Here is a 20678-nt window from a genome sequence, read left to right as displayed (position 1 = left end):
TTCATGAACGCATAGCTGCCCCAACACCTTTCTCCTGCAATTGCTCCCGCAGCAGCCTGTCAATTACCGCGGCGGTTTGGTCAGGGTAATCGACAGGGATGGTTTCGTCGCGGTTCAGCCACTGGTCCACCTTGTCCAGATTTTTGTCTTTGAAGCTTTTGATGACGGGCACGCCTATTTTTTCCAGGGCTGCCGCGTTGCATTGCTGCTCGTATTGCTGCTTCATGGGCATCACCAGCAGCTTTTTGCCCAGGTACAGGGCCTCGGCGGGCGTTTCGAAACCGGCCCCGCAGAGCACCCCGGCCGAGCGGGCCAAACTGTCGAGGAAGGCCGTACCGCTGACGGGCCACACGCGCACGTTGCCGTATTCGGCCGGCGTGTGGCTGTGCTTGCTGAATACCTCCCAGCGCACGCTGCGGCTCAGGTGTTGCAGGCGCTCCACCAGAATTTCCTCCTCATAAGCCGGCAAGTACACCGTATAATGACCCTGGTTCGTGGGACTCAGCTCGCGCACCTGCTGGCGGATAACGGGCGTGAAAATTTCCGGTGCATACCGCTGAAAATGAAAGCCGTACTGCGCCGTGCTGGGGGCATAGTGCCTGAGCACGGCGCGGCCGGCCGGGTCTTCCGTATCGGGGCGCGGCGATGCCGGGTTGAGCACGGCGCTTTGGTGGCTGAGGGCCACGCAGGGCACGTGCCGCAGCTTGCAGGCCCAGCTGCTCACCGGCTCGAAATCGCTGATGACCAGGTCGTAGCTTTCCACCGGCAGGTGCCGTACCTCGTGCAGAAACCTGGCCGAATTGAACTGCACAAACGTCTTCACGAAGTTGATGCCGCCCTTTTTGCCAAAGACAAACCCCATCCCCTGGGCCTTGTATTTCACCTCGAACGGGAGGGGTAAGTCGGCGGGCGGGCCGCTCACCAGTATATCAAGCTGGTCGCAACGGGATTGTAGCAGCGGCACCACGTCGAGGGCGCGGCTGAGGTGGCCGTTGCCGGTGCCCTGGATGGCGTAGAGGATTCGGGACATTGATTGGTAATCGGAATTGAATTCTTAAAACGTCATACCCATCTGGCGTCGGCAAGCGGATGCCAGAGGAGCATGACGTTCTGTTTTGATACGTAATAGCCGCCCGTTACGCCTTAATCCTGAATTCCGCCAGCAGCCCTTCCAGCAGCGCGGCCGGGTTGGCATCGGCCAGTTCCTCGGCGGCATCAGCGGCGTCGGCTTCGGCGGTTTGCTGCATTCTGGGGTCGTCGTTGTAGTAATAGAGCTGCCAGCCGGCTTCCGGGGTGTATTCCAGGGCAGTCAGGTTCTCCACCCAATCGCCGGAATTCAGGTAAATCACCTCCCCTTTCTCCGTGTGCAGGGTTTTGATTTCGGGCTGGTGAATGTGCCCGCAGGCCACGTAGCGGTAGCCTTCGTCGGCGGCAATGGCGGCGGCGGTTTCCTCAAAGTTGCTCACGGCCGCTACGGCGGATTTTACCCGCTCCTTCACCAGCTTGCTCAGGGCCACGCGGGGCCGGCCGAATTTTGCCAGCACGTAGTTTACGAAGCGGTTTATCAGAATCAGCAAGTCGTAGCCGTGCCCGCCGAGCTTGGCCAGCCAGCGCGAGTGCCGCATGGTCACGTCGAACACGTCGCCGTGAAACAGCCAGGTGCGGCCGTGCGGCAGGTCGAGCACCAGCTTGTTATCGAGGCGGAAATTGCCCAGCTTCAGGCCCGCGAACTTGCGCAGCAGCTCGTCGTGGTTGCCGGTGAGGTAGTGGATTTTGACGCCCTTGGCGGCCAGGCCGGCCAGGTAGCGCACCACCCGCATGTGGGCCGGCGGCCAGTAGTTTTTGCTGAACTGCCAGATGTCGACGATGTCGCCGTTGAGCACCAGCACCTGCGGCCGGATGCTCTTGAGGTAGCGCAGCACCTCCTTGGCGTGGCAGCCGTAGGTGCCCAGGTGCACGTCGCTGATGACGGCCACCTGCACCCGGCGCTTGCGGCGGATTTTGGGCTTGGATGGGGCCGCCGAAGCATTTTTCCCGGTTTCGGGCACCGTTGCGGGTTCTATCCTCATGCGGCAGCAATTTGCGTGAACCGGCCGCCCCGCGCGGGCCCCGCGCTGCGGCGCGGCCGGATGGCCGGGCCGGCCCGCCGCCCGGCCAGCTCGCCGCCGCCCCCAAACGCCGAGCGCAAACTGCCCAGCGTGTGCAGCGCAAAGGCCACCCACAGCGCCACTTGAAACAACTCGTACACGAGCCAGCGCCCCAGGCGGCGCAGCCCCGAAACCAAAGCCGGGAAGTACATAGCAGGAAAGGTTATAACTAGTGAAAATCCTGCTTTCAAAGTTCGCGCACCCCTATTAAGCCTTGATTACGGCCGAATTACCCTTATGTCAACTTGTGGCGCGGCGGTGCAGTCCTATTTGCTAGGCCCGGCGCGTGGCCGGATTTCAGGCCGGATTCCGTTTCTTTGCGGGCCCGATTATTCACCGGTCACCGTCCACCTTATTAAACTCCTTATTTTAATCCCCTTGATGCATTTCCTACCCCGCCTGGCCCGCCATTTCTTCACCATCGGCCTGCTGTGCCTCTGCGCCGGCGCCGCCCTGGCCCAGCCCACCGGCAAAGCCGCCAAAGGCCGCAAGCGCTACACCTTCGCCCAGAAGGATTCGGAGTCGCCCTACGTGCAGAACCTGACCAAAAACACCGACGAGGAGCAGGACGTCGACGGGTCATTCACCCGCCTTGGCTACCGCTCCTACGCCGACATGCTCACCGAAATCACCCACCTCAAAAAGCTGCACGACTGGGCCGATACCACGTTCCAGCGCCGCCTGGCCGCTCTGCCCCCCGGCGGCGCGCTGCTGGTTATCGTGCACCGCCAGGGCCCCAAGGGCGTGGAGCTGGCCAACCTCACCCTCACCGTTACCGACAAAGCCGGCAAGGAAGTTTTTGCCCAAACCCTGGCCCCCGGCACCGGCCGCTTCTTCGGCCGCGACCTCTACCAGGCCCAGCGCCTCATCCCCTTTCCCAAAATGGACCCCCAGGAGCTGAGCGTGAGCATCCGCGACGCCAAGCTCTACCAAACGTTCGATTACACGCTGACGCTGCCGGCCGCGCCGGAAACCCAGCCCTAAGCCGGGGCTAATTGCCGGCCGCCCCCACGGGAATGCTCACGGTAAATTCGGTGAATTCCCCCTCCCGGCTCTCGACGCTCAGCGTGCCGCCGTGGCCTTTGGTGATGATGTCGTAGCTCAGCGACAGGCCCAGGCCGGTGCCTTCGCCGGTGGGCTTGGTGGTGAAAAAGGGCTGGAAAATTTTCTCTACCACGCCGGGCGGAATGCCGGTGCCGTTGTCGCGCACGCGCACCAGCACCGCGCTGGCAGTTCGCTTGGTTTGCACGCACACTTCCGGCCGAAAGGCTTCGTCCGCCAGCTTGCTCTTTTGGGCCAGCGCGTAGAAGGCATTGGCCAGCAAATTCAGCAGCACGCGGCTGATATCTTGGGGCACCACGGCCAGCAGCCCCGTGGCGGGGTCCAAATCGCTGATTAGCTGGGCGTGGAAGTCCTTGTGCTTGGCCAGCCAGCCGTGGTAGGCCAGGCGCAGGCTCTCATCGGCCAGGCCGTTCAGGTCGATGGCCTGGCGTTGGCCGCTGCTGGCCCGGGAATGCTCCAGCATGCTCTTCACAATGCGGTCGGCCCGGTGGCTGTGCTGATGGATTTTGGCATGATTCAGGCTCAGCTCGTCGAGCAGCTCGTCAACCATTTGCCGGCCGTGCACCGACAAGTCCTCTTTGGCCAGCTCTTCCTTCAGCTCCGTCATCAGCTCCACGCTCAGGTCCGAAAAGTTGGTCACGAAGTTCAGCGGGTTCTGCATTTCGTGGGCCACTCCGGCCGTCAGCTCGCCCAACGACGCCATTTTCTCGCGCTGAACCAATTGGTTCTGGGTCGTCTTCAGCTCAGTCAGGGTGCGGTTCAGGTCGTCGCGGTGGGCCGCAATCTGCACGTTTTTTTCGTTGAGGTGCCGGTTCGCCCGCTGCTTCAGAAAAATGTTGCGCAGCAGCAGCCCCGCCAGCAGCAGCACGCCCACCAGCCCGGCCAGCAAGCCGTGCAGCTGCTGGCGCCGCCGGGCTTCCTTCTGGTTCTGGAGCTGCCGGGTTTTGGTGAGCAGGGCAATCTGGGTTTGCTTCTTTTCGAGCTCGTAGCTGTAGCGCAACGCACTGGTCCGGCGCTGGGTGTCTTCGCCCGAAAGGGTGTCGTTGTAGGCCAGGTGCAGGTTGCGGTAGTGGTAGGCGCGCGCAAAGTCGCCGCGCTGCGCGTAGGCCTGCGCCAGGATGTCGCTGGCATTGCGAATGTTCTCGTTGCTGCGCGTTTTCAGGCTCAGCCGCAAGCCGTGGTGGGCCAGCACCAGCGCGCTATCGGTCTGGTGCGCCAGCACATACGCCCGGGCCAGCATCAGCTCCACCGAGGGCAGGTTGTACTCGTCGTGCGCCGAGTACGCCAGCTGCCGGGCGCGCAGGCCGTGGGCCAGGGCCGCGGGCTGGTTGCCCAGCAGGCCGTACACCTCCGCCAGGCTGGTTTCGTTGCCCACCTCCCCCTGCACATCGCCCACTTGCTGGCTCAGCCGCAAAGCCCGGTGGTAATAGGCGACGGCCTGGGGCCATTTTTTCAGCATCTGGAACGAGTTGCCCAGCACGTTCAGCGACATCAGCACCAGTTGCTGGTCGCCCAGCTCCTGCCCGTTTTTCAGGGCGGCTTGCAGCACGGGCAGCGCCTCGTTGTAATTGCCCATGCGGTAATAAATGCTGCCCATGGTGGCCTGGAGGCGCGTTCGGGTCTGCACGTCGCCGGTTTGCTCGGCCAGGGCCAGCCCTTTGAGGGACGAGGCCAGGGCGGGCACGGAGTTGCCCTGCATCAGGTCAACGAGGCTCAGCTGCAGCCAGGAGCGGCCCAGGCCCAGGCGGTTGTGGTGCCGGGCATACAAATTTTTTGCCTGCTGCGCGTAGCGTCGGGCCGCTTCGTAATCGGCCTGGCGGCGGCTTACCTTGCTCAGGTCCAGCAGGGCGCGGCCTTCACCCACCACATCGCCCAGCTGCCGGGCCAGCGCCAATGCTTCCCGGCTCAGCCGCGTGGCCTGCGGCGCGTTGGCCACGCTCCACTCCTGCGCCAGCGCTTGCAACCGCCGCACCCGCACGGTGTCGGCGCGGAGGTCCGTCCGCAACAAGCGGCGCAAACTGTCTATTCTGGGGGTTTGGCCCAGCGTGGGCAGCGCGCACCACGCCAAGCTCAGGAGCAGCAAAACTGCAGGAAGTCTCATGCCAGCGGGCACTGAAAATCACACCACGGCAACAGGAAGTGGCTGCGTACGCGGGCCGTGGAAAGCGAAAGCAGGTGTAGTAAGCAGCGCTGCCGGACCGGGGAAAAAGCGCAGATAATCAGGCGATTTTGCGGCTGGAGCAGCACTGCGCCGGGCCCTCGCCGGTTCGGAAACAGCACTAAAAATTCGGGTTGTGAATGACTCCCTCAACTACCGATTCCGACGTGTTTTTTTCAAACGCTTCGTCCGATAGCCCTTCCGATTGCTTTTCCGAATCTTCCGAGCGCATTGCGTCAGCATTGCCATCGGCCGAGGACTCATCCTCCGGGTCCGGCCCGTCGGCCATTTCGTTGACGAACTGGCCGGGCACCGCCACGCGCCCCAACGTGCTGGTGAGGGCCGTTGGCAAGCTTCCTCCCGTCCAGTGCAATAAGTCCGCTAACCCAGTTGCAAATGCGCTGGCGTTATCCCGGCCCACCAAAGCGTCGAGGCCATTTTCCGTCACCAAATCATGCCACCCCCGCACAAAATGAAGCGCCTCCCTTTCAACCTCCCTCGCTGCTTTCAGCGGAGAATCCGTGGGCACCACCTTGTCCGGCTCGCCGAGTTCCTTCTGGTAGAAATTCATAGTCCCAGCCCATTTAGCTTCAGGAACATGAACCACTGTTTCCGTCATTATCATGATTTCTGCCATTGCCTTAATTAGCTAAAGTTGAAAATATTACTAAATATAATAATATTTTACTTGTAGCAGCAATGTCCTATTTTATGAACTAAACCGTTGACCTTATTCCATACTGCGTGACAAGAGGTTGAATCCGTGCCCAAGCCCCAACGGCACCTCTAAACACCCGCTCCTTCCAAGTGCTGCCGGAATGCCTGATTTTCGCCACCGCCTTACTCGATGCATGCAGCTACCTGCTACCACAGGTCCCGATGGAACTGGGGATGACCTGAATTGCATGCTAAAAAATAACGCGCATTAAACTAATATAATTAGTAATCAACAAATCCCAGCTATTATCTTTGGCATATCGCATAGTAGTCTCCCGCCAAAGCGCCGTCCGTAAAAAGACGAAGCCCCGGCTGCTGGACACAACCGGGGCTTCAAGAAGTGGGTGGAACGTACACCCTAACTTCTGAGCAAGATGAAACGGGAACGTGCGAAACAACTACTGCAAGATTGGTGGAAACCGGTTTTGCTGGGGTTGGTGAGCGGAGTAGCGAAAGACCTGGTCCTTCTGTTGCTGGCTCACTACCTCAAGTAGTGGTAAGGGGTTGGGCCGCGTGCCCGGCCCCTTATTTTTTATACGCTTTTTTTACAAACGCAAATGTATAAAGGTTTTCTACACTTTAAACACCGCCGAACCGGAAGCACGGCGTTGGGCCTTCCAGTAACCTTCCATCTCGCTCCATGCTGCAACACCACTCGCCCAATAGCTCGCCTCTTTCAGCAGCAAAAGCCGCATGAAGCACAAAGCGGCCCTTGTTTTTACGGTACTGCAACTGGTGCTGATTGGGGCCTTCAGCCGCCCGACGTACCAGTACCCGGCTTCCGCCGAGCTACGCCAGAAGGCCCATTATCTGGAGCGCTTCATTCGCACGCCCGAGAACGAGGCGTCGGAGCTTAGCGCACTGGGTAATTCCGAATGGTCCCTTTTCTCGCTCTCGTATTCGGTCTACGCCTTCACCAACATGGCGCAGCTCGACGCCAGCTTTCGCCCGGAAGCCGCGCACTACACCGAGTTGGCCATCCGCAAAATGCTGGCTGACCGCGTCGCCCAAGCCTTCCGCAACCCGGACGCCACCACCGCCGCCGATTCTGTAACCTCGGTGCTGTACCTGGGGCATCTCAATCTGATGCTGGGCTGCCACCGCCTGCTCAATCCCGCTTCGGCTTACCAAACGCTGCACGATTCCCTCTCCGCCACCCTGTACCGCCGGCTCGCCGCCGCCCCCAGCCACTGCCTGGAATCGTACCCCGGCGGCGTGTGGGTGCCCGATAATACCGTGGCCCTGGCCTCGCTACAACTCCACAGCGACCTGACGGGCAGCCCCTACCGCGCCTTTTGCCAGCAGTGGGTTGCCTACGCCCGCCAGCACCTCACCGACTCTACCACCGGACTGCTGCTTTCCAAGCCGGCCACTCGCCACCAGGCCGCCGAGGAGCCGCGCGGCTCCCACCTGGGCTGGAGCATTTTCTTCCTCTACCGCTTTGCCCCCGCCTACGCCGCCGAGCAATACCGACTCTACCAGCAGCAGTTCAGCACCAACTTCGGCGTCATTCGCCTCTACCACGAGCGGGCCGGCGAGTACGAAACCAGTGCCGGCGACGTCGACAGCGGCCCCCTGATTCTGGGCTACAGCATCCCGGCCAACGCTTTCGCCTTCGGCAACGCCGTGGCCCTGCGCGACCGGCGCAACGGCCAGCGCTTGCGCCGCATCATCAGTTTCGGCAGCCGCGAAGTAGAAACGCCCAACGAACTGCACTACCGCGTCCGCTTCGTGGATTTATCCGTCAGTCCGCTGGCGGAGGCGCTGCTGTTGCATGCGGAGACGATGGCGCCGTGGCGGCTTTTTCCATCGTTACGCTGAACTTCAATTTAGCTTCTTTTAAGGCCAATACTTGTTTCGCCGTCTTTATAATTGTTGTTAATTACGGTTAATGCTCTAGCACCGACGTAGTACTTTTTCCTCCGTGGTATTTCACGTAAACACTTTCAGGAGAAATTGGGATGGCATAATGGCTCTTGTCAATTTTATCACTTATATAAGCACAGTCTTTTTTTTAACCTTGCTTAATCGTTACGTTATACAACTTGGTAGGCGCTTTGATATAGAAAGTCAATGAGAAAAATATCCGTATTAAAATGAGCTTCACCTACCCATTCCATTTTTCTGTATAGCAGAATGCTGTGCGAAAGGGAATAGTCAAGTAGCTCAAAACGCCAGGCAGTGTCAATTTTTCCATAGTAAAACTTAAAATGCAATTTATTTTACCGCCGCAGCCGCGCCCATTGCACAGCAATCACCGTCTTGGCATCGCGTAGCGGCTCAGCTACCAGCGCTTCCCAGGTAAAGTCCAGCATTTCAATCTTCTCGTTTTCCTCAACCAGCCCGCCGCCTTCGCCGGTTTTGTGGCTTACCTCGGCGTAATAGATGGTGATGACCTCCGAGCTGGTGCCCGGTGAGGGCCACATGGCCACGATTTCCTCCAGCTTATCAATTTCGTAGCCCAGCTCTTCGTGAATCTCGCGGCGCACAGCCGTTTCCGGCGTTTCGTCGGCGTCAATCATGCCGGCGGCGATTTCCAGAATCTCCATTTCCGGGCCGATGCGGAACTGGCGGGTGAGGACGTACACTTGGCGGGCCGTGTCGTAGACCAGCGCGGCCACGGCCTTGCCGGGTGCGAACTGCTCGCGCTTGAGTTGCACGTCGCCATCCTGAACGATTAGTTGGTTGACTTTGTAATGGCCGTTGAAAACGCGGCTGCGCTCGATAATCTGCATGTTCGGGTTGCTGTGTTGTACCTTTGTTGAAACCAGGGCCGCCGTCGGAGCAGCCCGCTGCCCGGCTGCGTTGGGCAAAGCCCCGCGCCTCGGCTGCCTCCGCGAAGTAAGCGCACCTCACCCCAACTTCTCTTCATTCAGGGAATCTGACGGCCTCCGACGAGCCGCCAACCCCGCCCACGCCTGGCACCGTCCGGCGTGGCCATGCTAGCCTATGCAACCCCATAGGCTGAACCACTCGTTTGGCAGACCAATGTCTATCAACATTTTACTACGGCACCAAGTACTTATTACCCGGTACTCAATACTTACTACTCAACATGACGTTTGACGATTTAAATCTGATTGACCCCATTCTCAAAGCCCTCAAAGAAGAAGGCTACACCACCCCTACCCCCATTCAGGAGCAGGCCATTCCCCACGTGCTGGAAGGCAAAGACCTCCTTGGCGTGGCCCAAACCGGCACCGGCAAAACGGCCGCCTTCACCGTGCCCATCCTGCAAGTGCTGCACCGCACGGCCCAGGTGTCGAACCACGCCCCGCGTGCCATCCGCTGCCTAGTGCTCACGCCTACCCGTGAGCTGGCCATCCAAATCAACGAAAGCTTTGGTGCCTACGGCCGCCATTTGAGCCAGATTCGCCACACCGTTATTTTCGGCGGCGTGAGCCAGGGCTCGCAGGTTGCCGCCCTCAAGCGCGGCGTGGAGGTGCTCATTGCCACCCCCGGCCGCCTGCTCGACCTCATGAACCAGGGTTTCGTGGACCTGCGCCAGGTAGAAGTATTCGTGCTTGATGAAGCCGACCGCATGCTCGACATGGGCTTCATCCACGACATCAAGCGCATCCTGCCCAAGCTGCCCACCAAGCGCCAGACCCTGTTTTTCTCGGCCACCATGCCCGGTCAGATTCAGGAGCTCGCCGGCACCATCCTGCGCCCCAATCCGGTGCGCGTGGCCGTTACGCCCGTCAGCAGCACCGCCGATACGGTGACGCAGTCGGTGTATCTCGTTGAAAACAACGACAAGCCCGCCCTGCTCCGCCACATCCTGCAGGACAAAGAAATCAAGCGCGTACTCGTGTTTACCCGCACCAAGCACGGCGCTGACAAAGTGGTGAAAGCCTTGGCTGCCAATCAGATTCCGGCCGAAGCCATCCACGGCAATAAGAGCCAGAACCACCGCCAGCGCGCGCTTTCCAACTTCAAAGCCGGCAGCACCCGCGTGCTGGTAGCCACTGACATCGCCGCCCGCGGCATCGACGTCGACGAGCTGACCCACGTCATCAACTACGAAATTCCCAACGAGCCCGAAACCTACGTGCACCGCATCGGCCGCACCGGCCGGGCCGGGGCCTTTGGCACCGCGTTTTCCTTCGTGGAAGACGAGGAGCGCGCTTACCTCCAGGATATCCAGAAGCTCATCAGCCGCCAGATTGACATCGAGAGCGACCATCCTTATACGACCTCGCACGTCAAGCCGGTCATGCTGCACGGCAACGAGCGCATCATTCGACCCAAAGGCCCGGCGGGTCGTCCGGCCCGCTCCGGCCCCCGCGAGGGTGGCAATGGCGGCGGCGGTCGTTCCGGCGGTGGCCAGGGCGGCGGACGCTCGGGTGGCTCTGGCAGCAACCGCCCAAGTGGCGCTAGCAACGGCAGTGGTCGCCCCAGCGGCGAACGCAGCCGGCCGGCGGCTCCGGCCGGCAATGGCCAGTCGGATACCGCTCGTCGCTTCGGCAGCGGTGGGGCCCGGGTGAACGTGGGCGGCAGCCGCGAAGCTGGCGACCAAGGCGGCCGTCGCCGTGGCGACGCCGGTGGTTCGCGCCGTGGTTCGTTCTAAACAGGCTTCGCAGAACGTCGCGCTCTGGTAAACACAGCAAGACAGTCTTTTCAGGCGACGCCTAATCAGGCTTAAAAAGCAGCAGCCCCGGAAAACTTTTTTCGGGGCTGCTGCTTTTTAAGCCTGATTACTTGCTTTTTCCGCGAAACACCCTTCGCTCCCTATGGCTCAGCCCACGCTCCCCATTATCCAGGCCCTGCGCGACACGGCCCAACGCCTCGCTACCCAAGCGCCCTACCAGTGGGGCCACATGGGCAGTTGCAACTGCGGCCACCTTGCCCAAACCGTGACGCGCCTCACCAAGGCCGAAATCCACGCCCGCGCCATGCAGCGCTACGGCGACTGGGAGCGTCAAATAATTGACTACTGTCCCACCAGCGGCCTGCCCATCGACCAGACCATTGATGAAATGCTGGCTCTTGGTTTCTCCCGCGCCGACCTCACCCACCTCGAACGCATCTCCGCCCCCGGCATCCGAGCCGCTATCCCTTTCGAGCGCCGTAACGCCCTCCGCCATAACCAGCGCGACGACGTGTTGCTCTACCTCCACACCTGGGCCGACCTGTTGGAGCGCGACCTGCTGGCCGGCATCAGCCTGCCAAACTTCGACGCAGCCCCAGTACCCACGCCGGTGCTGGTCGCGGTGGGCTAGCCCGCCTTATCGGGCAGCATTGCTCTAGCTAACCGAGGCGCTATGCAAAAAGCCCCCACCAAGAATTTGGTGGGGGCTTTATTTTGTCAGTAAAACGGAAGGCTCAATTCGCGGCCAGCCGTTGAAACCGGATTGAATTAGTTGCGGGTGACGTTGGAGCGCTGGGCTTCGCGGTAGCCTTCGGCCCGATGGTCACGCTTGTAGGCGGCGTCGGCCGATGGGTTCTTCTCAGCTTCAGCGGCATCGGGGGCCTGGGCACAAGAGGCCGTCAGGAGCGTTGCCGCAGCGGCGGCCAACCAAAGATTCGTGCGGGTCAGTTTCATGCCACGAAGGTAGCCTGCCGCCGCCAAACGAACAACCGCAACCGCTGTTTCCAGCGCTTCCCTTGCTCAAATTTAACGGTTCCATACAGGCGAACGGCCCTGCCAGCTCCCGTCTTTTTGCCAGACCGCCGCACTCCTCTCACTCATTTACATATGATAACAGGCCGCTTGACCATTGCCATTGCTTGCGCACTATACGGAGCAGAATGTCATAGCGCATCAAACCGTACTACAAGCAGCCAACGCACTTTAAAGCATTGCCCAATGTAGCCCGCAGTATCCGTTCTGGCAAGGTAATTCACCACTCAAAAGTTTAGTATCGGGCCACCTGGACGTTGCGGCATATTAAGATTTTTACCAGCTATACTTTAGTCAATTACATTAGCACATCACCGTTTCGCAACTACCGCATATGTCGAAGACCACGCTCATTACGTTAGAAAGGTATAACACAAACCATCCGCATTAAACCGCGACAATCGCTCTGTTTTTTTCGTAATCCAAAACTTTCATTAGTTGTACAAAACTACCTGAAAGCTATAACCTTATAACATTAAATCAGCAACTAATAAAACAGCAGGGATAAGCCCACGAAAATTAGCATAGGATAAAATTGTATATAGGTTTTCCATATCTTTTCTGCTAACGATGTCACGCTTGGATACCAGGGCACTTCCCGGCGTATGGGCAGCATGACAAATTGCATTATCCATGACCAGCTTAGATTACCGCTGGTGTTGTACCACCAACACCAGTAACTCTTCGTATCCTCAGGAGACAACCCAAAGCAGAGCGGTGTACGGAACTGAATTACCCATTCAGATGAGCGCCCGGCTGGGTAGCCAGGCCAGCTTTAATCGGTGCATGGCTTTTGCCACGATGTCCTCACCGCACAGTAGTACGCATTGTGCCATAGCGGCCGGGTGCCCTCCGCCTAAGCAAAGAGGAGGTAGTGGACGCGTTTCGCTACTCGGGCTGGTAATCGGCAAAAGAGCCGTCCCGATAGAAAATCACAATCCGCCGAATGGGCTTCTCAATCCCGACAAACAAGGCGGGCGCGGAGGGCAAGGCAACGGCACTCTTTACATCGTCCGCGGCAGCAACCGGCACTACTGGTGTGGGCTGTTCCTCAATTTCAGGTTGAGGTGCCGGGACATTGGGTACTTCAGCGCTGTCGGGCGATTGAGGAGCCGGTGGAACTGGCGCGAAACCAGGCTTAGGCGGCAGTACAAACTGCTTAGGAGTAGGTATGATGGCTCCTACTGGTTTCGCTGCCGGGATTACCGGGGGGCCGCTCCGCCGGGGCGGAGGCACGGCGGCAATGGATGGGGCCGGGGCTACCGGGCTAAAAGCAGGAACTATCGAAGGTGTTTCAGCCTCTTTTGCAGCCATTTGCGTGAGTAACGGAGATACTGCTGGCGGACCGGCAGTGGCTGCAAGCATTGGGCCGGTACCGTTGAGCAGCCAAGGCATTGATAAGTCCGGCATGGCTGCCAGAATGCGCTGTACTACCTCCAGGCTGGGTTTATTGCGGCCCGATAGAATGTGGCTTACAATAGGCCGTGCAATGCCGATAGCATCAGCAAATTGGGTAGGAGTAAGCTGCCGAGTATCCAAAAGCAGCCGAATGCGCTCAACCATTGTATTTCGTTATAATTACAAATGTAGCAGCAATTCTCAACTATTCGGAAATATTGCCTGCTCCCGGTTGTTTACAATTGACACATACGCCTGGGTGTCACCTGTTACAATTATAAACAGTCTTGGGCAATTCTCGCTCACTTACGGATAAACAGAATTGTTAATCGCAAATCGTCAAAACTCATACCCCAAAAAGGCCCGACAACGATATCGCTGTCGGGCCTTTTTTGGGGTCATTCGCCAGGCGCAAGCTGAGCGCGGCTCAGCTTGCGCCTGGCGGACGGTGGGCTGGCACCGGCTTAATCGAAGTATTCTTTAGCCAGGGTTTTGTCGAGCCCGTAGATGTCGTCGCGGAAGTGCGGGTGGCCAGCGGCATCAGCCCAGGCAGTGAAATACACCAGGTAGACGGGCAGCTTCTGTTTGAGCGTGATGTACTTCTCGCGGTGCGTGGCAATGCTGTCGAGGATGGTCTGCTGGTCCCAGCCGGGCTTGTCACGCAGCAGGTAAGTGGCGAGTTTAATGGGCTCAGAAAGCCGCACACAGCCATGGCTGAAGCTGCGGGCACTCTGCGAAAAAAGCTCGTCGTGGGGCGTGTCGTGGAGGTAGATATCGTTTGCATTGGGGAAAATAAACTTCACATCACCCAGGTCGTTCTTCGGGCCCGGCCGACGGCGGAGGGTGTATTTGAAGGTTTCCTGAGTCACATTGGCCCAGTCGACGGTGGCCGGGTCAATCACCACGGCTTTGCGCCCCGAGCCTTTCACCACCTCCATATCGAGCCGGTCGAGGTAGTTTGGGTCGGCCACAAGTTTGTCGCGCAACTCGTTTTCGATGATGCTGAAGGGCACATTCCAGTAAGGCGCCAGCACCACGTACTCCATTTTATCGCTGAAAACCGGCGTTTCGTGCAGCACTTTGCCCACGATTACGCGCATGTTGAAGGCCTCCTTATTGTCCTCAACCACGTGCAGCGTGTACTCGGGAATGTTCACGAGCAAGTAGTTTGGCTCGAAGCGCTTGGGCAGCCAGCGCCAGCGTTCCATGTTCAAAATCAGCTGGTCGATGCGGGCGCTAATGGGCACGTTGAGCTGGCGTAGCGTTTCGCCACGCACGATGCCATCGGACTTCAGGCCGGCATCCTGCTGGAATAATTTAACGGCTTGCACCAGTTCAGCGTCGTAGGTCTGCGCCACAGGTGCGGGGCTGCCAAGCGATGCCGTAGCCGTGGGTGGCGTGCTGGCGGCACCGCCGGCACTGTCCAGAAGCCGCTTGCGCAAAGCTGCCACGGCCGGCGAAGCCTGGCCGGGGGCCAAGGTAAGTCCGGCTGCCAGGGTGGGCCAGCCGCCCGCCCGCTCCTGGGCGCGGTAGGTGGCCAGGGCCTTTTTCAGCTGGTCGTATTCGGGGTGCAGCGGGGCAAACTCGTAGTAGTTGTACCGGCTTTTGCGCTCGCCCAAGAAGGTCATCAAGGCCTTATTCAGCTTGATTTTATTCGGTTTCACCTGCCAGGAGGTGCTCTTGGAATCGCGCGGGTTGGCTACCCCACGGTAATAGTCCGACGCCCATTTTAGGTAGGTACCGGTAAGGGCAACGTCGATTTGGCGCTCCAGAGCGTTGCGGCGCACGGAGTCGGCCCGCACCTTGTCAAGGTCAGCAAATAGTTTTTTAAAGTCCTTAACCTGGTAGTCTTTAGGATTAAGTCCTTCATCCTGAGCTTTCGCAATAATGTTTTGCAGCGTCTGGACCTGAGGCACGGGCTGGTGGTCCTTGAACCACCCCAATCGGAATTTTCGCTCGCGGTAGAAGCGGCGGGCAGCCAGCAGCTGCGGCTTGAAGCGCGGCTCGGCCCGAATGGCATTGATGACGAAGGTGCTGTCGAGCAGCGGCTGTGGTCCGGCCAACGCCGTGGTCGAAGTATCGGGGCTGCCATTGGCCGCCTGGCCACTAGTATCGGTATTGGAACCGCACGACTGCAACGCGAGGCCGCCGAGCCCCGCGACCATCAGCCACAGCAAAAAAGTAAAACGAAATAAAAAAGTCATTGAACGAATGAATGCGAACGGAATAAAAGCCTCGGGCAGCCGCCGGAGGCCGGGCGGTTTACTGCGAAGCGGGGGGCGGGGTTGCGCCGGGCCACCTTTGGGCGGCTTTGACTGCAAAGTACGCACCCACCGGCCACTGCCTTTGCTGCATCGGCCGGAATCGTGCCAATTTCGTACTTCAAGCAGCTCGGCAGTAAAACTTGCGCTGCAGCAATGGGCCCCGATGGCTGGCTTCCGGCGGGTCTTAAGGCCAGGCTTACCGTGCCAGGAGAGGTAAACACTGAAGCCCTTGACAAATCTTCGGGCACTCCAACGAGTTTCCGGGCACCGGCAGACCGCCTCGTATTGCTTGCTTCCGGCACTTATCGTTTTTTATACATCACACACCTTTTTGATTGTTCCTATGGCTTCTTCCGTTGCCGCGCCGTTCAACTTGCCCGCCGACCCGCACAGCCACGCTGGCAACAGCCCGGTGCGGGTGCGCCACCTGGTGCTTGACCTCACGGTTGATTTCGACAGTCGGACCCTGGCCGGCTCCGCCACCTGGCACCTGGCCAATCCTGGCGCTGCCCAGGAGGCAGTGTTCGATACCCGCGACCTGGCCATCGAGTTGGTGGAAGGACTTAACGCAAGCGGCCAGACCGGCCCCGTGGAATATTCGTTGGGCGAAGCGAACCCAATATTAGGCCAGGCCCTGCGCGTCGCGCTGGGGGCCGAAACCACGGCCCTGCGCATCAGCTACCGCACGGCGCCTGCGGCCGCGGCGCTGCAATGGCTGGCTCCGGCGCAGACGGCCGGCACCCAGCCCTTCCTCTTCACCCAGTCGCAGGCCATTCTGGCGCGCACCTGGCTGCCTTGCCAGGACTCGCCGGGCATCCGCTTCACCTACGAGGCCCGAGTGCGCGTGCCCGCTCACCTGCTGGCCCTGATGAGCGCCGAGAACCCGCAGCAGCGCAACGCCACCGGCGAGTACCACTTCCGCATGGCCCAGCCCATTCCGGCCTACCTCATGGCGCTCGCAGTGGGCGACCTGGCGTTTGCGCCGCTCAGCAGCCGCACCGGCATTTATGCCGAGCCGGCCACGCTGCCCGGCGCCACCCACGAGTTTGCCGACCTGGAAAACATGGTGGCCGCCGCCGAGCAGCTCTACGGCCCTTACCGGTGGGACCGGTACGATTTGCTGGTGCTGCCGCCCAGCTTTCCCTTCGGCGGAATGGAAAACCCAAGATTAACATTTGTAACACCAACCATTCTGGCCGGCGACCGCAGCCTGACCAGTTTGGTAGCGCATGAGCTGGCCCACTCGTGGTCAGGCAACCTCGTTACAAATGCAACGTGGAATGATTTCTGGCTCAACGAAGGGTTTACGGTTTATTTTGAGCGGCGCATTATGGAACATTTGTATGGCCGCGAATATGCCGACATGCTTCAGGTATTGGGCCGCGACGCCTTGCACCACACCATCGAAGAAATTGGGGTGGCCAGCCCCGACACCCATTTACACCTGGCCCTGGCTGGCCGCGACCCCGACGAGGGCCTGACGGAAATTGCCTACGAGAAAGGCTGCGCGCTGCTCCTCACGCTGGAGTCGCTCATCGGCCGGGTCCGGCTCGACACCTTTATAAAGGAGTACTTCGCGCGCTTCAGTTTTCAGGCGATGGACACGGCCACCTTTCTGCACTACCTCCGCGCCGAGCTGTTGGATAAGGAACCGGGGCTGGAAGCCCGCCTGAATCTGGCCACCTGGGTCGACGGCCCTGGCCTTCCCACCAACGCACCCGCCGTAACGTCGCGCCGGTTCGAGGCGGTCGACCACACGCTGGCGCAGCTACAGGCCGGTGCCGCCCCGGCCGCCCTCCTGCCCCTCACCGCCGCCTGGAGCAGCCACGAGTGGGTGCATTTTCTGCACGGCCTCCCGCCCACCCTGCCCGCCGGGCAGCTGGCCGCCATCGACGCCACGTTTCACTTCACGGCTTCCGGCAACGCCGAAATTCTGGCGGCCTGGTTTCCGCACACCCTGCGGGCAGGCTATGAAGCCGCTGAGCCGGCGCTGAAGAATTTTCTGCGTCACATTGGGCGGCGCAAGTTTCTGGTGCCGCTCTACCGGGCACTGCTCGCCGCGCCCAATGGCTTGCAGCGCGCCCGAAATATTTACACCGAGGCGCGGCCCAATTACCACTCCGTGGCCACCGGCACACTCGACGCGCTATTAAGCGGGCGTACGTAGTGTATATATAGGCCGTCCGGCCCGAACTTTGCGTGGAGCTTCGCTTCCACTGGCCGCCGTGCGGCCCTCCCTGCTATATTCTCTCAGTTATCCCGTTATCCGTTGAAAACCATCATTCCTCTCGGCAAACTCATCGCCGTGGGCGGCAACGAAGACAAGGGCACGTACCCCAATCCTCGAACCCGCCGCAAGTATTACCTCAATTTTTTCGAGTTGGGCATTCTCAAGCGCATTGTGCTGGAAACCGGCAAAACTGACCCGCGCATCGAAGTCATCACCACCGCCTCCATGATTCCGGCGGAAGTGGGCCCGATTTACACCGGCTCTTTTGCCATGCTCAACTGCCTGAACGTGGGCGTGATGGACATTCGCACGCCCGAAGATGCCCGCCAACCCGAGTACCTGGAGCGCCTGCTGGCGGCCGACGTCGTCATGTTTTCGGGCGGCAATCAGTCGCGGCTGCGCGAAATGTTCGGTGAAACCGACTTTCTCGACCGCATGATTCAGCGCTACTACGCCGAGCCCAACTTCGTGATTGCCGGCACCAGCGCCGGGGCCATGGCCATGTCCCAATTCATGATTCGGGGTGGCTCCGTGCCCGATGCGCTGCTCAAAGGAGCCGTGAAAATGGGTTCCGGCCTGGGCCTGCTGCCGGCGGCCATCATCGATTCGCACTTCGTGAAGCGCGGCCGGTTCGGGCGGCTTATCGAGTCCGTGGCCCTGCATCCCAAGCTCATCGGCATTGGGCTGGGCGAAGACACCGGTGTGCTCATCACGGAGGGCAACCTGGTAGAAACCGTTGGCTCTAACCTGGTTATCATTCTGGATGGCCACAATATTCAACACAACAACGCGGCGGCGGCCAAGAAGGGCACCGTCCTGTCGATTGAAAATATCACCATGCATGTGCTGGCCAAAGGCAACGTGTACGACATGCGAGAGCGGAAATTTTACGCCAGCAAAGACGCACTGGCCGCCCGCGTAGCCCCGCCCGAAGCTGTAACGGCTCCGACGGTTGAATAAAACTCTTTTTTCGCTACCAACTCCACTAACGATGAACTACCGCAAGCTTGGCAAAACCGGGTTCTCCGTTTCTGAAATAAGTTTGGGCACCTGGCAAGTGGGCGGCAAATGGGGCGAGCCCTTCAGCCACGCCAACGCCGATAATATCCTGAACGCCGCCGCTGATGCGGGCATCAACTTCATCGACACCGCCGATGTGTACGGCGACGGCGAAAGCGAAAAAGCCGTTGGGCGGCTGGTACGCTCCCGTTCCGAGCGCATCTACGTGGCCACCAAATGCGGCCGCCGCCTGCAGCCGCACACGGCCGAGGCCTACCAGCCCGCCGTGCTGCGCCAGTTTGTGGAAGATAGCCTGCGCAACATGCACCTAGAAACCATTGACTTGATTCAGTTGCACTGCCCGCCGACCGAGGTGTATTACCGGCCGGAGATTTTTGAGTTGTTTGACCGGCTTCGGGAGGAGGGCAAAATCCAGCACCTCGGCGTCAGCGTCGAGAAAGTGGAGGAAGGCCTGAAAGCCATCGAATTCCCAAATGTGACTACGGTGCAGTTGATTTTTAACATGTTCCGCCAGCGCCCACCAGAGCTGCTGTTCAAGGAAGCCGCCCGGCGCGACATCGGCCTGATTGTGCGAGTGCCGCTGGCCAGCGGCTTGCTAACGGGCAAATTTTCGGCGCAAACCCATTTTTCGGCCGACGACCACCGCAACTTCAATCGCCACGGCGAGGCGTTTGATAAGGGCGAAACCTTTTCCGGCGTCGATTACGCCACCGGCCTCGAAGCCGTGGAAGCCCTGAAAAACGTGTTTCCTGTCAACCAGCCCCTTGCCGCGCAAGCCTTGCGCTGGGTGCTGATGTTCGATGAAGTAAGCTGCGTTATTCCTGGCGCCTCCAGCCCCGCGCAGATTCTTTCGAATCTGCAAGCCGCCGAACTGCCGCCCCTCACCCCCGAGCAAATGAAAGCCGTACGGGACATTTACGCCCAAAAAATCCGGCCACAAGTGCATTACAGCTGGTAAAGTGTTAGTTGTTAGGGAATAGTTGCTCGCTCTTAGTTGTCAACCAGGCAGTTGCCAGCCAACTAACAATGAGAACTAATCACTAACAACTCAGCAGAAACAACAAGCGCGGCATTCTAAAGGATGCCGCGCTTGTTGTTTCTGCCAATCCCACCCTACTCCTTATAGATAGCTACTTCGGCCGGGCCTTCTGCTACCCGGCTGGCGCGGTACATGCCCTCCGAGTTAAATGGCAGCGTAACGTTACCGGCCGCGTCCACCGCAATCAGCCCGCCTTCCCCACCAACAGGCGCCAGTTTGTCCTGCACCACAATGCGGGCCGCTTCGGCCAAAGTCAAGCCCTTATATTCCATCAGGCAGGCCACATCATAAGCTGCCACTGCCCGAATAAAATATTCGCCGTTGCCGGTGCAGCTGATGGCGCACCGCTCATCGGCCCAGGTACCCGCACCAATGAGGGGCGTGTCGCCGATGCGGGAATAGCGCTTGTTGGTCATGCCGCCGGTGCTGGTGGCAGCGGCCAGGTGGCCGTGAGTGTCGCGCGCTACGGCCCCCACGGTGCCTTTTTTCCAGTTGGGGTCGGCAGCGTGGTCCAGCTGCATTTTGCCCGAGGCGATGGCATCCTGCAATTGGTCGAAGCGCTTTTGGGTGAAGAAATACTCTGCTGGCTGCAACGGCAGGCCATGTTCGCGGGCCAGGGCGTCGGCGCCGGGGTAGCCGAGCAGGACGTGTTCCGTTTTTTCCATTACCAGGCGCGCGGCCCGAATGGGGTTTTGAACCTCACGTATCCCGGCCACAGCCCCGGCAAGGCGGCTGGGCCCGTCCATGATGGCGGCGTCCATTTCGTGGTGGCCGTCGTGGGTGAACACGGCCCCGCGCCCGGCATTGAACAAAGGGCAGTCTTCGAGGCTGCGCACGGCGGCTTCTACGGCGTCGAGGGCCGCGCCACCGTTGCACAGCAAGTCATAGCCGAGAGCCAACGCGGCCTCTAGGGCTGCGCGGTAGTGCATTTCGTCGGCGGGGGTGAGAGAGGCGCGGGCAATGGTGCCGGCCCCGCCGTGAATGGCGAGTGCGAACATTGAAATAAAGGAGTAAAAAAAG

Annotated in this window: 17 protein-coding genes; 7 read left to right on the top strand and 10 right to left on the bottom strand. The window is 59.9% G+C overall.

The genetic code is table 11. The features are described 5' to 3' along the window. Nucleotide 1: 1 nt before the first annotated feature. The 3 genes from J4G38_RS11590 to J4G38_RS11580 form a co-directional block, all read right to left on the bottom strand. Complete coding sequence (locus J4G38_RS11590) at nt 2–1030, bottom strand: glycosyltransferase family protein (RefSeq protein WP_210519427.1); 1029 nt, start codon at nt 1028–1030, stop codon at nt 2–4. Between the two features lie 106 nt (nt 1031–1136). After that, nucleotides 1137–2069, bottom strand: a complete 933-nt coding sequence (locus tag J4G38_RS11585; protein WP_210519426.1) for a UDP-2,3-diacylglucosamine diphosphatase — start codon at nt 2067–2069, stop codon at nt 1137–1139. Beyond that, nucleotides 2066–2299 (bottom strand): hypothetical protein, encoded by a 234-nt coding sequence (locus J4G38_RS11580; RefSeq protein ID WP_210519425.1) that lies wholly within the window; start codon nt 2297–2299, stop codon nt 2066–2068. Before J4G38_RS11580 ends, J4G38_RS11585 begins: the two co-directional genes overlap by 4 nt. 229 nt (nt 2300–2528) lie before the next feature. On the opposite strand from J4G38_RS11580, the gene J4G38_RS11575 reads away from it, so the two are divergent. Beyond that, nucleotides 2529–3131 (top strand): hypothetical protein, encoded by a 603-nt coding sequence (locus J4G38_RS11575; protein ID WP_210519424.1) that lies wholly within the window; start codon nt 2529–2531, stop codon nt 3129–3131. Nucleotides 3132–3138: 7 nt separating this feature from the next. Here J4G38_RS11575 and J4G38_RS11570 read toward each other — a convergent pair whose 3' ends face one another. Then, on the bottom strand, nt 3139–5310 hold the full coding sequence (locus J4G38_RS11570) for a tetratricopeptide repeat-containing sensor histidine kinase (RefSeq protein WP_210519423.1): 2172 nt from the start codon (nt 5308–5310) through the stop codon (nt 3139–3141). 178 nt (nt 5311–5488) lie between these two features. Continuing rightward, nucleotides 5489–6004 (bottom strand): hypothetical protein, encoded by a 516-nt coding sequence (locus J4G38_RS11565; RefSeq protein ID WP_210519422.1) that lies wholly within the window; start codon nt 6002–6004, stop codon nt 5489–5491. 773 nt (nt 6005–6777) lie between these two features. Between J4G38_RS11565 and J4G38_RS11560 the strand changes: the two genes are divergently transcribed. Continuing rightward, nucleotides 6778–7905: a hypothetical protein gene (locus J4G38_RS11560; RefSeq protein ID WP_210519421.1), complete on the top strand. Its 1128-nt coding sequence runs from the start codon at nt 6778–6780 to the stop codon at nt 7903–7905. A gap of 401 nt (nt 7906–8306) precedes the next feature. On the opposite strand, the gene J4G38_RS11555 is transcribed toward J4G38_RS11560, so the two are convergent. After that, a complete protein-coding gene (locus J4G38_RS11555; RefSeq protein WP_210519420.1) occupies nt 8307–8819 on the bottom strand; it encodes an NUDIX domain-containing protein in 513 nt (170 codons plus the stop codon). 320 nt (nt 8820–9139) lie between these two features. Between J4G38_RS11555 and J4G38_RS11550 the strand changes: the two genes are divergently transcribed. Both J4G38_RS11550 and J4G38_RS11545 read left to right on the top strand, forming a co-directional pair. Beyond that, nucleotides 9140–10654, top strand: coding sequence for a DEAD/DEAH box helicase (locus J4G38_RS11550; protein WP_210519418.1), 1515 nt, complete (start codon nt 9140–9142; stop codon nt 10652–10654). A 163-nt stretch (nt 10655–10817) separates the two neighbouring features. After that, on the top strand, nt 10818–11306 hold the full coding sequence (locus J4G38_RS11545; RefSeq protein WP_210519417.1) for a hypothetical protein: 489 nt from the start codon (nt 10818–10820) through the stop codon (nt 11304–11306). A 137-nt stretch (nt 11307–11443) separates the two neighbouring features. Here the strand turns inward: J4G38_RS11545 and J4G38_RS11540 are convergent, their stop codons facing one another. The 3 genes from J4G38_RS11540 to J4G38_RS11530 all read right to left on the bottom strand — a co-directional run bounded on the left by J4G38_RS11540 (nt 11444) and on the right by J4G38_RS11530 (nt 15309). Beyond that, nucleotides 11444–11629 (bottom strand): hypothetical protein, encoded by a 186-nt coding sequence (locus J4G38_RS11540; protein WP_210519416.1) that lies wholly within the window; start codon nt 11627–11629, stop codon nt 11444–11446. Nucleotides 11630–12595: 966 nt separating this feature from the next. Continuing rightward, a complete protein-coding gene (locus J4G38_RS29155; protein WP_210519415.1) occupies nt 12596–13270 on the bottom strand; it encodes a helix-turn-helix domain-containing protein in 675 nt (224 codons plus the stop codon). A gap of 299 nt (nt 13271–13569) precedes the next feature. Next, entirely contained in the window at nt 13570–15309 is a 1740-nt protein-coding gene (locus tag J4G38_RS11530) for a L,D-transpeptidase family protein (RefSeq protein ID WP_210519414.1), read from the bottom strand. A 403-nt stretch (nt 15310–15712) separates the two neighbouring features. On the opposite strand from J4G38_RS11530, the gene J4G38_RS11525 reads away from it, so the two are divergent. The 3 genes from J4G38_RS11525 to J4G38_RS11515 all read left to right on the top strand — a co-directional run bounded on the left by J4G38_RS11525 (nt 15713) and on the right by J4G38_RS11515 (nt 19577). Then, complete coding sequence (locus J4G38_RS11525) at nt 15713–17536, top strand: M1 family metallopeptidase (RefSeq protein ID WP_210519413.1); 1824 nt, start codon at nt 15713–15715, stop codon at nt 17534–17536. A gap of 102 nt (nt 17537–17638) precedes the next feature. After that, nucleotides 17639–18559 (top strand): cyanophycinase, encoded by a 921-nt coding sequence (locus J4G38_RS11520; protein WP_210519412.1) that lies wholly within the window; start codon nt 17639–17641, stop codon nt 18557–18559. A 31-nt stretch (nt 18560–18590) separates the two neighbouring features. Further along, nucleotides 18591–19577, top strand: a complete 987-nt coding sequence (locus J4G38_RS11515; protein WP_210519411.1) for an aldo/keto reductase — start codon at nt 18591–18593, stop codon at nt 19575–19577. Between the two features lie 155 nt (nt 19578–19732). Here J4G38_RS11515 and J4G38_RS11510 read toward each other — a convergent pair whose 3' ends face one another. Further along, nucleotides 19733–20656: an isoaspartyl peptidase/L-asparaginase family protein gene (locus J4G38_RS11510; protein ID WP_210519409.1), complete on the bottom strand. Its 924-nt coding sequence runs from the start codon at nt 20654–20656 to the stop codon at nt 19733–19735. Nucleotides 20657–20678: the final 22 nt, after the last annotated feature.

Origin of the sequence: Hymenobacter terricola (assembly GCF_017921975.2) — a bacterium.
In the GTDB taxonomy this organism is placed as follows: Bacteria; Bacteroidota; Bacteroidia; order Cytophagales; family Hymenobacteraceae; genus Hymenobacter; species Hymenobacter terricola.
This window is presented reverse-complemented; position numbering and strand designations above follow the sequence as displayed.

What these genes read in the sequence shown, in the direction of transcription:
- J4G38_RS11530 (WP_210519414.1), bottom strand. Translation starts at nt 15,309, where the DNA reads ATGACTTTTTTATTTCGTTTTACTTTTTTGCTGTGGCTGATGGTCGCG.
- J4G38_RS11585 (WP_210519426.1), bottom strand. Translation starts at nt 2,069, where the DNA reads ATGAGGATAGAACCCGCAACGGTGCCCGAAACCGGGAAAAATGCTTCG.
- J4G38_RS11565 (WP_210519422.1), bottom strand. Translation starts at nt 6,004, where the DNA reads ATGGCAGAAATCATGATAATGACGGAAACAGTGGTTCATGTTCCTGAA.
- J4G38_RS11560 (WP_210519421.1), top strand. Translation starts at nt 6,778, where the DNA reads ATGAAGCACAAAGCGGCCCTTGTTTTTACGGTACTGCAACTGGTGCTG.
- J4G38_RS11550 (WP_210519418.1), top strand. Translation starts at nt 9,140, where the DNA reads ATGACGTTTGACGATTTAAATCTGATTGACCCCATTCTCAAAGCCCTC.
- J4G38_RS11555 (WP_210519420.1), bottom strand. Translation starts at nt 8,819, where the DNA reads ATGCAGATTATCGAGCGCAGCCGCGTTTTCAACGGCCATTACAAAGTC.
- J4G38_RS11540 (WP_210519416.1), bottom strand. Translation starts at nt 11,629, where the DNA reads ATGAAACTGACCCGCACGAATCTTTGGTTGGCCGCCGCTGCGGCAACG.
- J4G38_RS29155 (WP_210519415.1), bottom strand. Translation starts at nt 13,270, where the DNA reads ATGGTTGAGCGCATTCGGCTGCTTTTGGATACTCGGCAGCTTACTCCT.
- J4G38_RS11525 (WP_210519413.1), top strand. Translation starts at nt 15,713, where the DNA reads ATGGCTTCTTCCGTTGCCGCGCCGTTCAACTTGCCCGCCGACCCGCAC.
- J4G38_RS11590 (WP_210519427.1), bottom strand. Translation starts at nt 1,030, where the DNA reads ATGTCCCGAATCCTCTACGCCATCCAGGGCACCGGCAACGGCCACCTC.
- J4G38_RS11545 (WP_210519417.1), top strand. Translation starts at nt 10,818, where the DNA reads ATGGCTCAGCCCACGCTCCCCATTATCCAGGCCCTGCGCGACACGGCC.
- J4G38_RS11510 (WP_210519409.1), bottom strand. Translation starts at nt 20,656, where the DNA reads ATGTTCGCACTCGCCATTCACGGCGGGGCCGGCACCATTGCCCGCGCC.
- J4G38_RS11580 (WP_210519425.1), bottom strand. Translation starts at nt 2,299, where the DNA reads ATGTACTTCCCGGCTTTGGTTTCGGGGCTGCGCCGCCTGGGGCGCTGG.
- J4G38_RS11575 (WP_210519424.1), top strand. Translation starts at nt 2,529, where the DNA reads ATGCATTTCCTACCCCGCCTGGCCCGCCATTTCTTCACCATCGGCCTG.
- J4G38_RS11570 (WP_210519423.1), bottom strand. Translation starts at nt 5,310, where the DNA reads ATGAGACTTCCTGCAGTTTTGCTGCTCCTGAGCTTGGCGTGGTGCGCG.
- J4G38_RS11515 (WP_210519411.1), top strand. Translation starts at nt 18,591, where the DNA reads ATGAACTACCGCAAGCTTGGCAAAACCGGGTTCTCCGTTTCTGAAATA.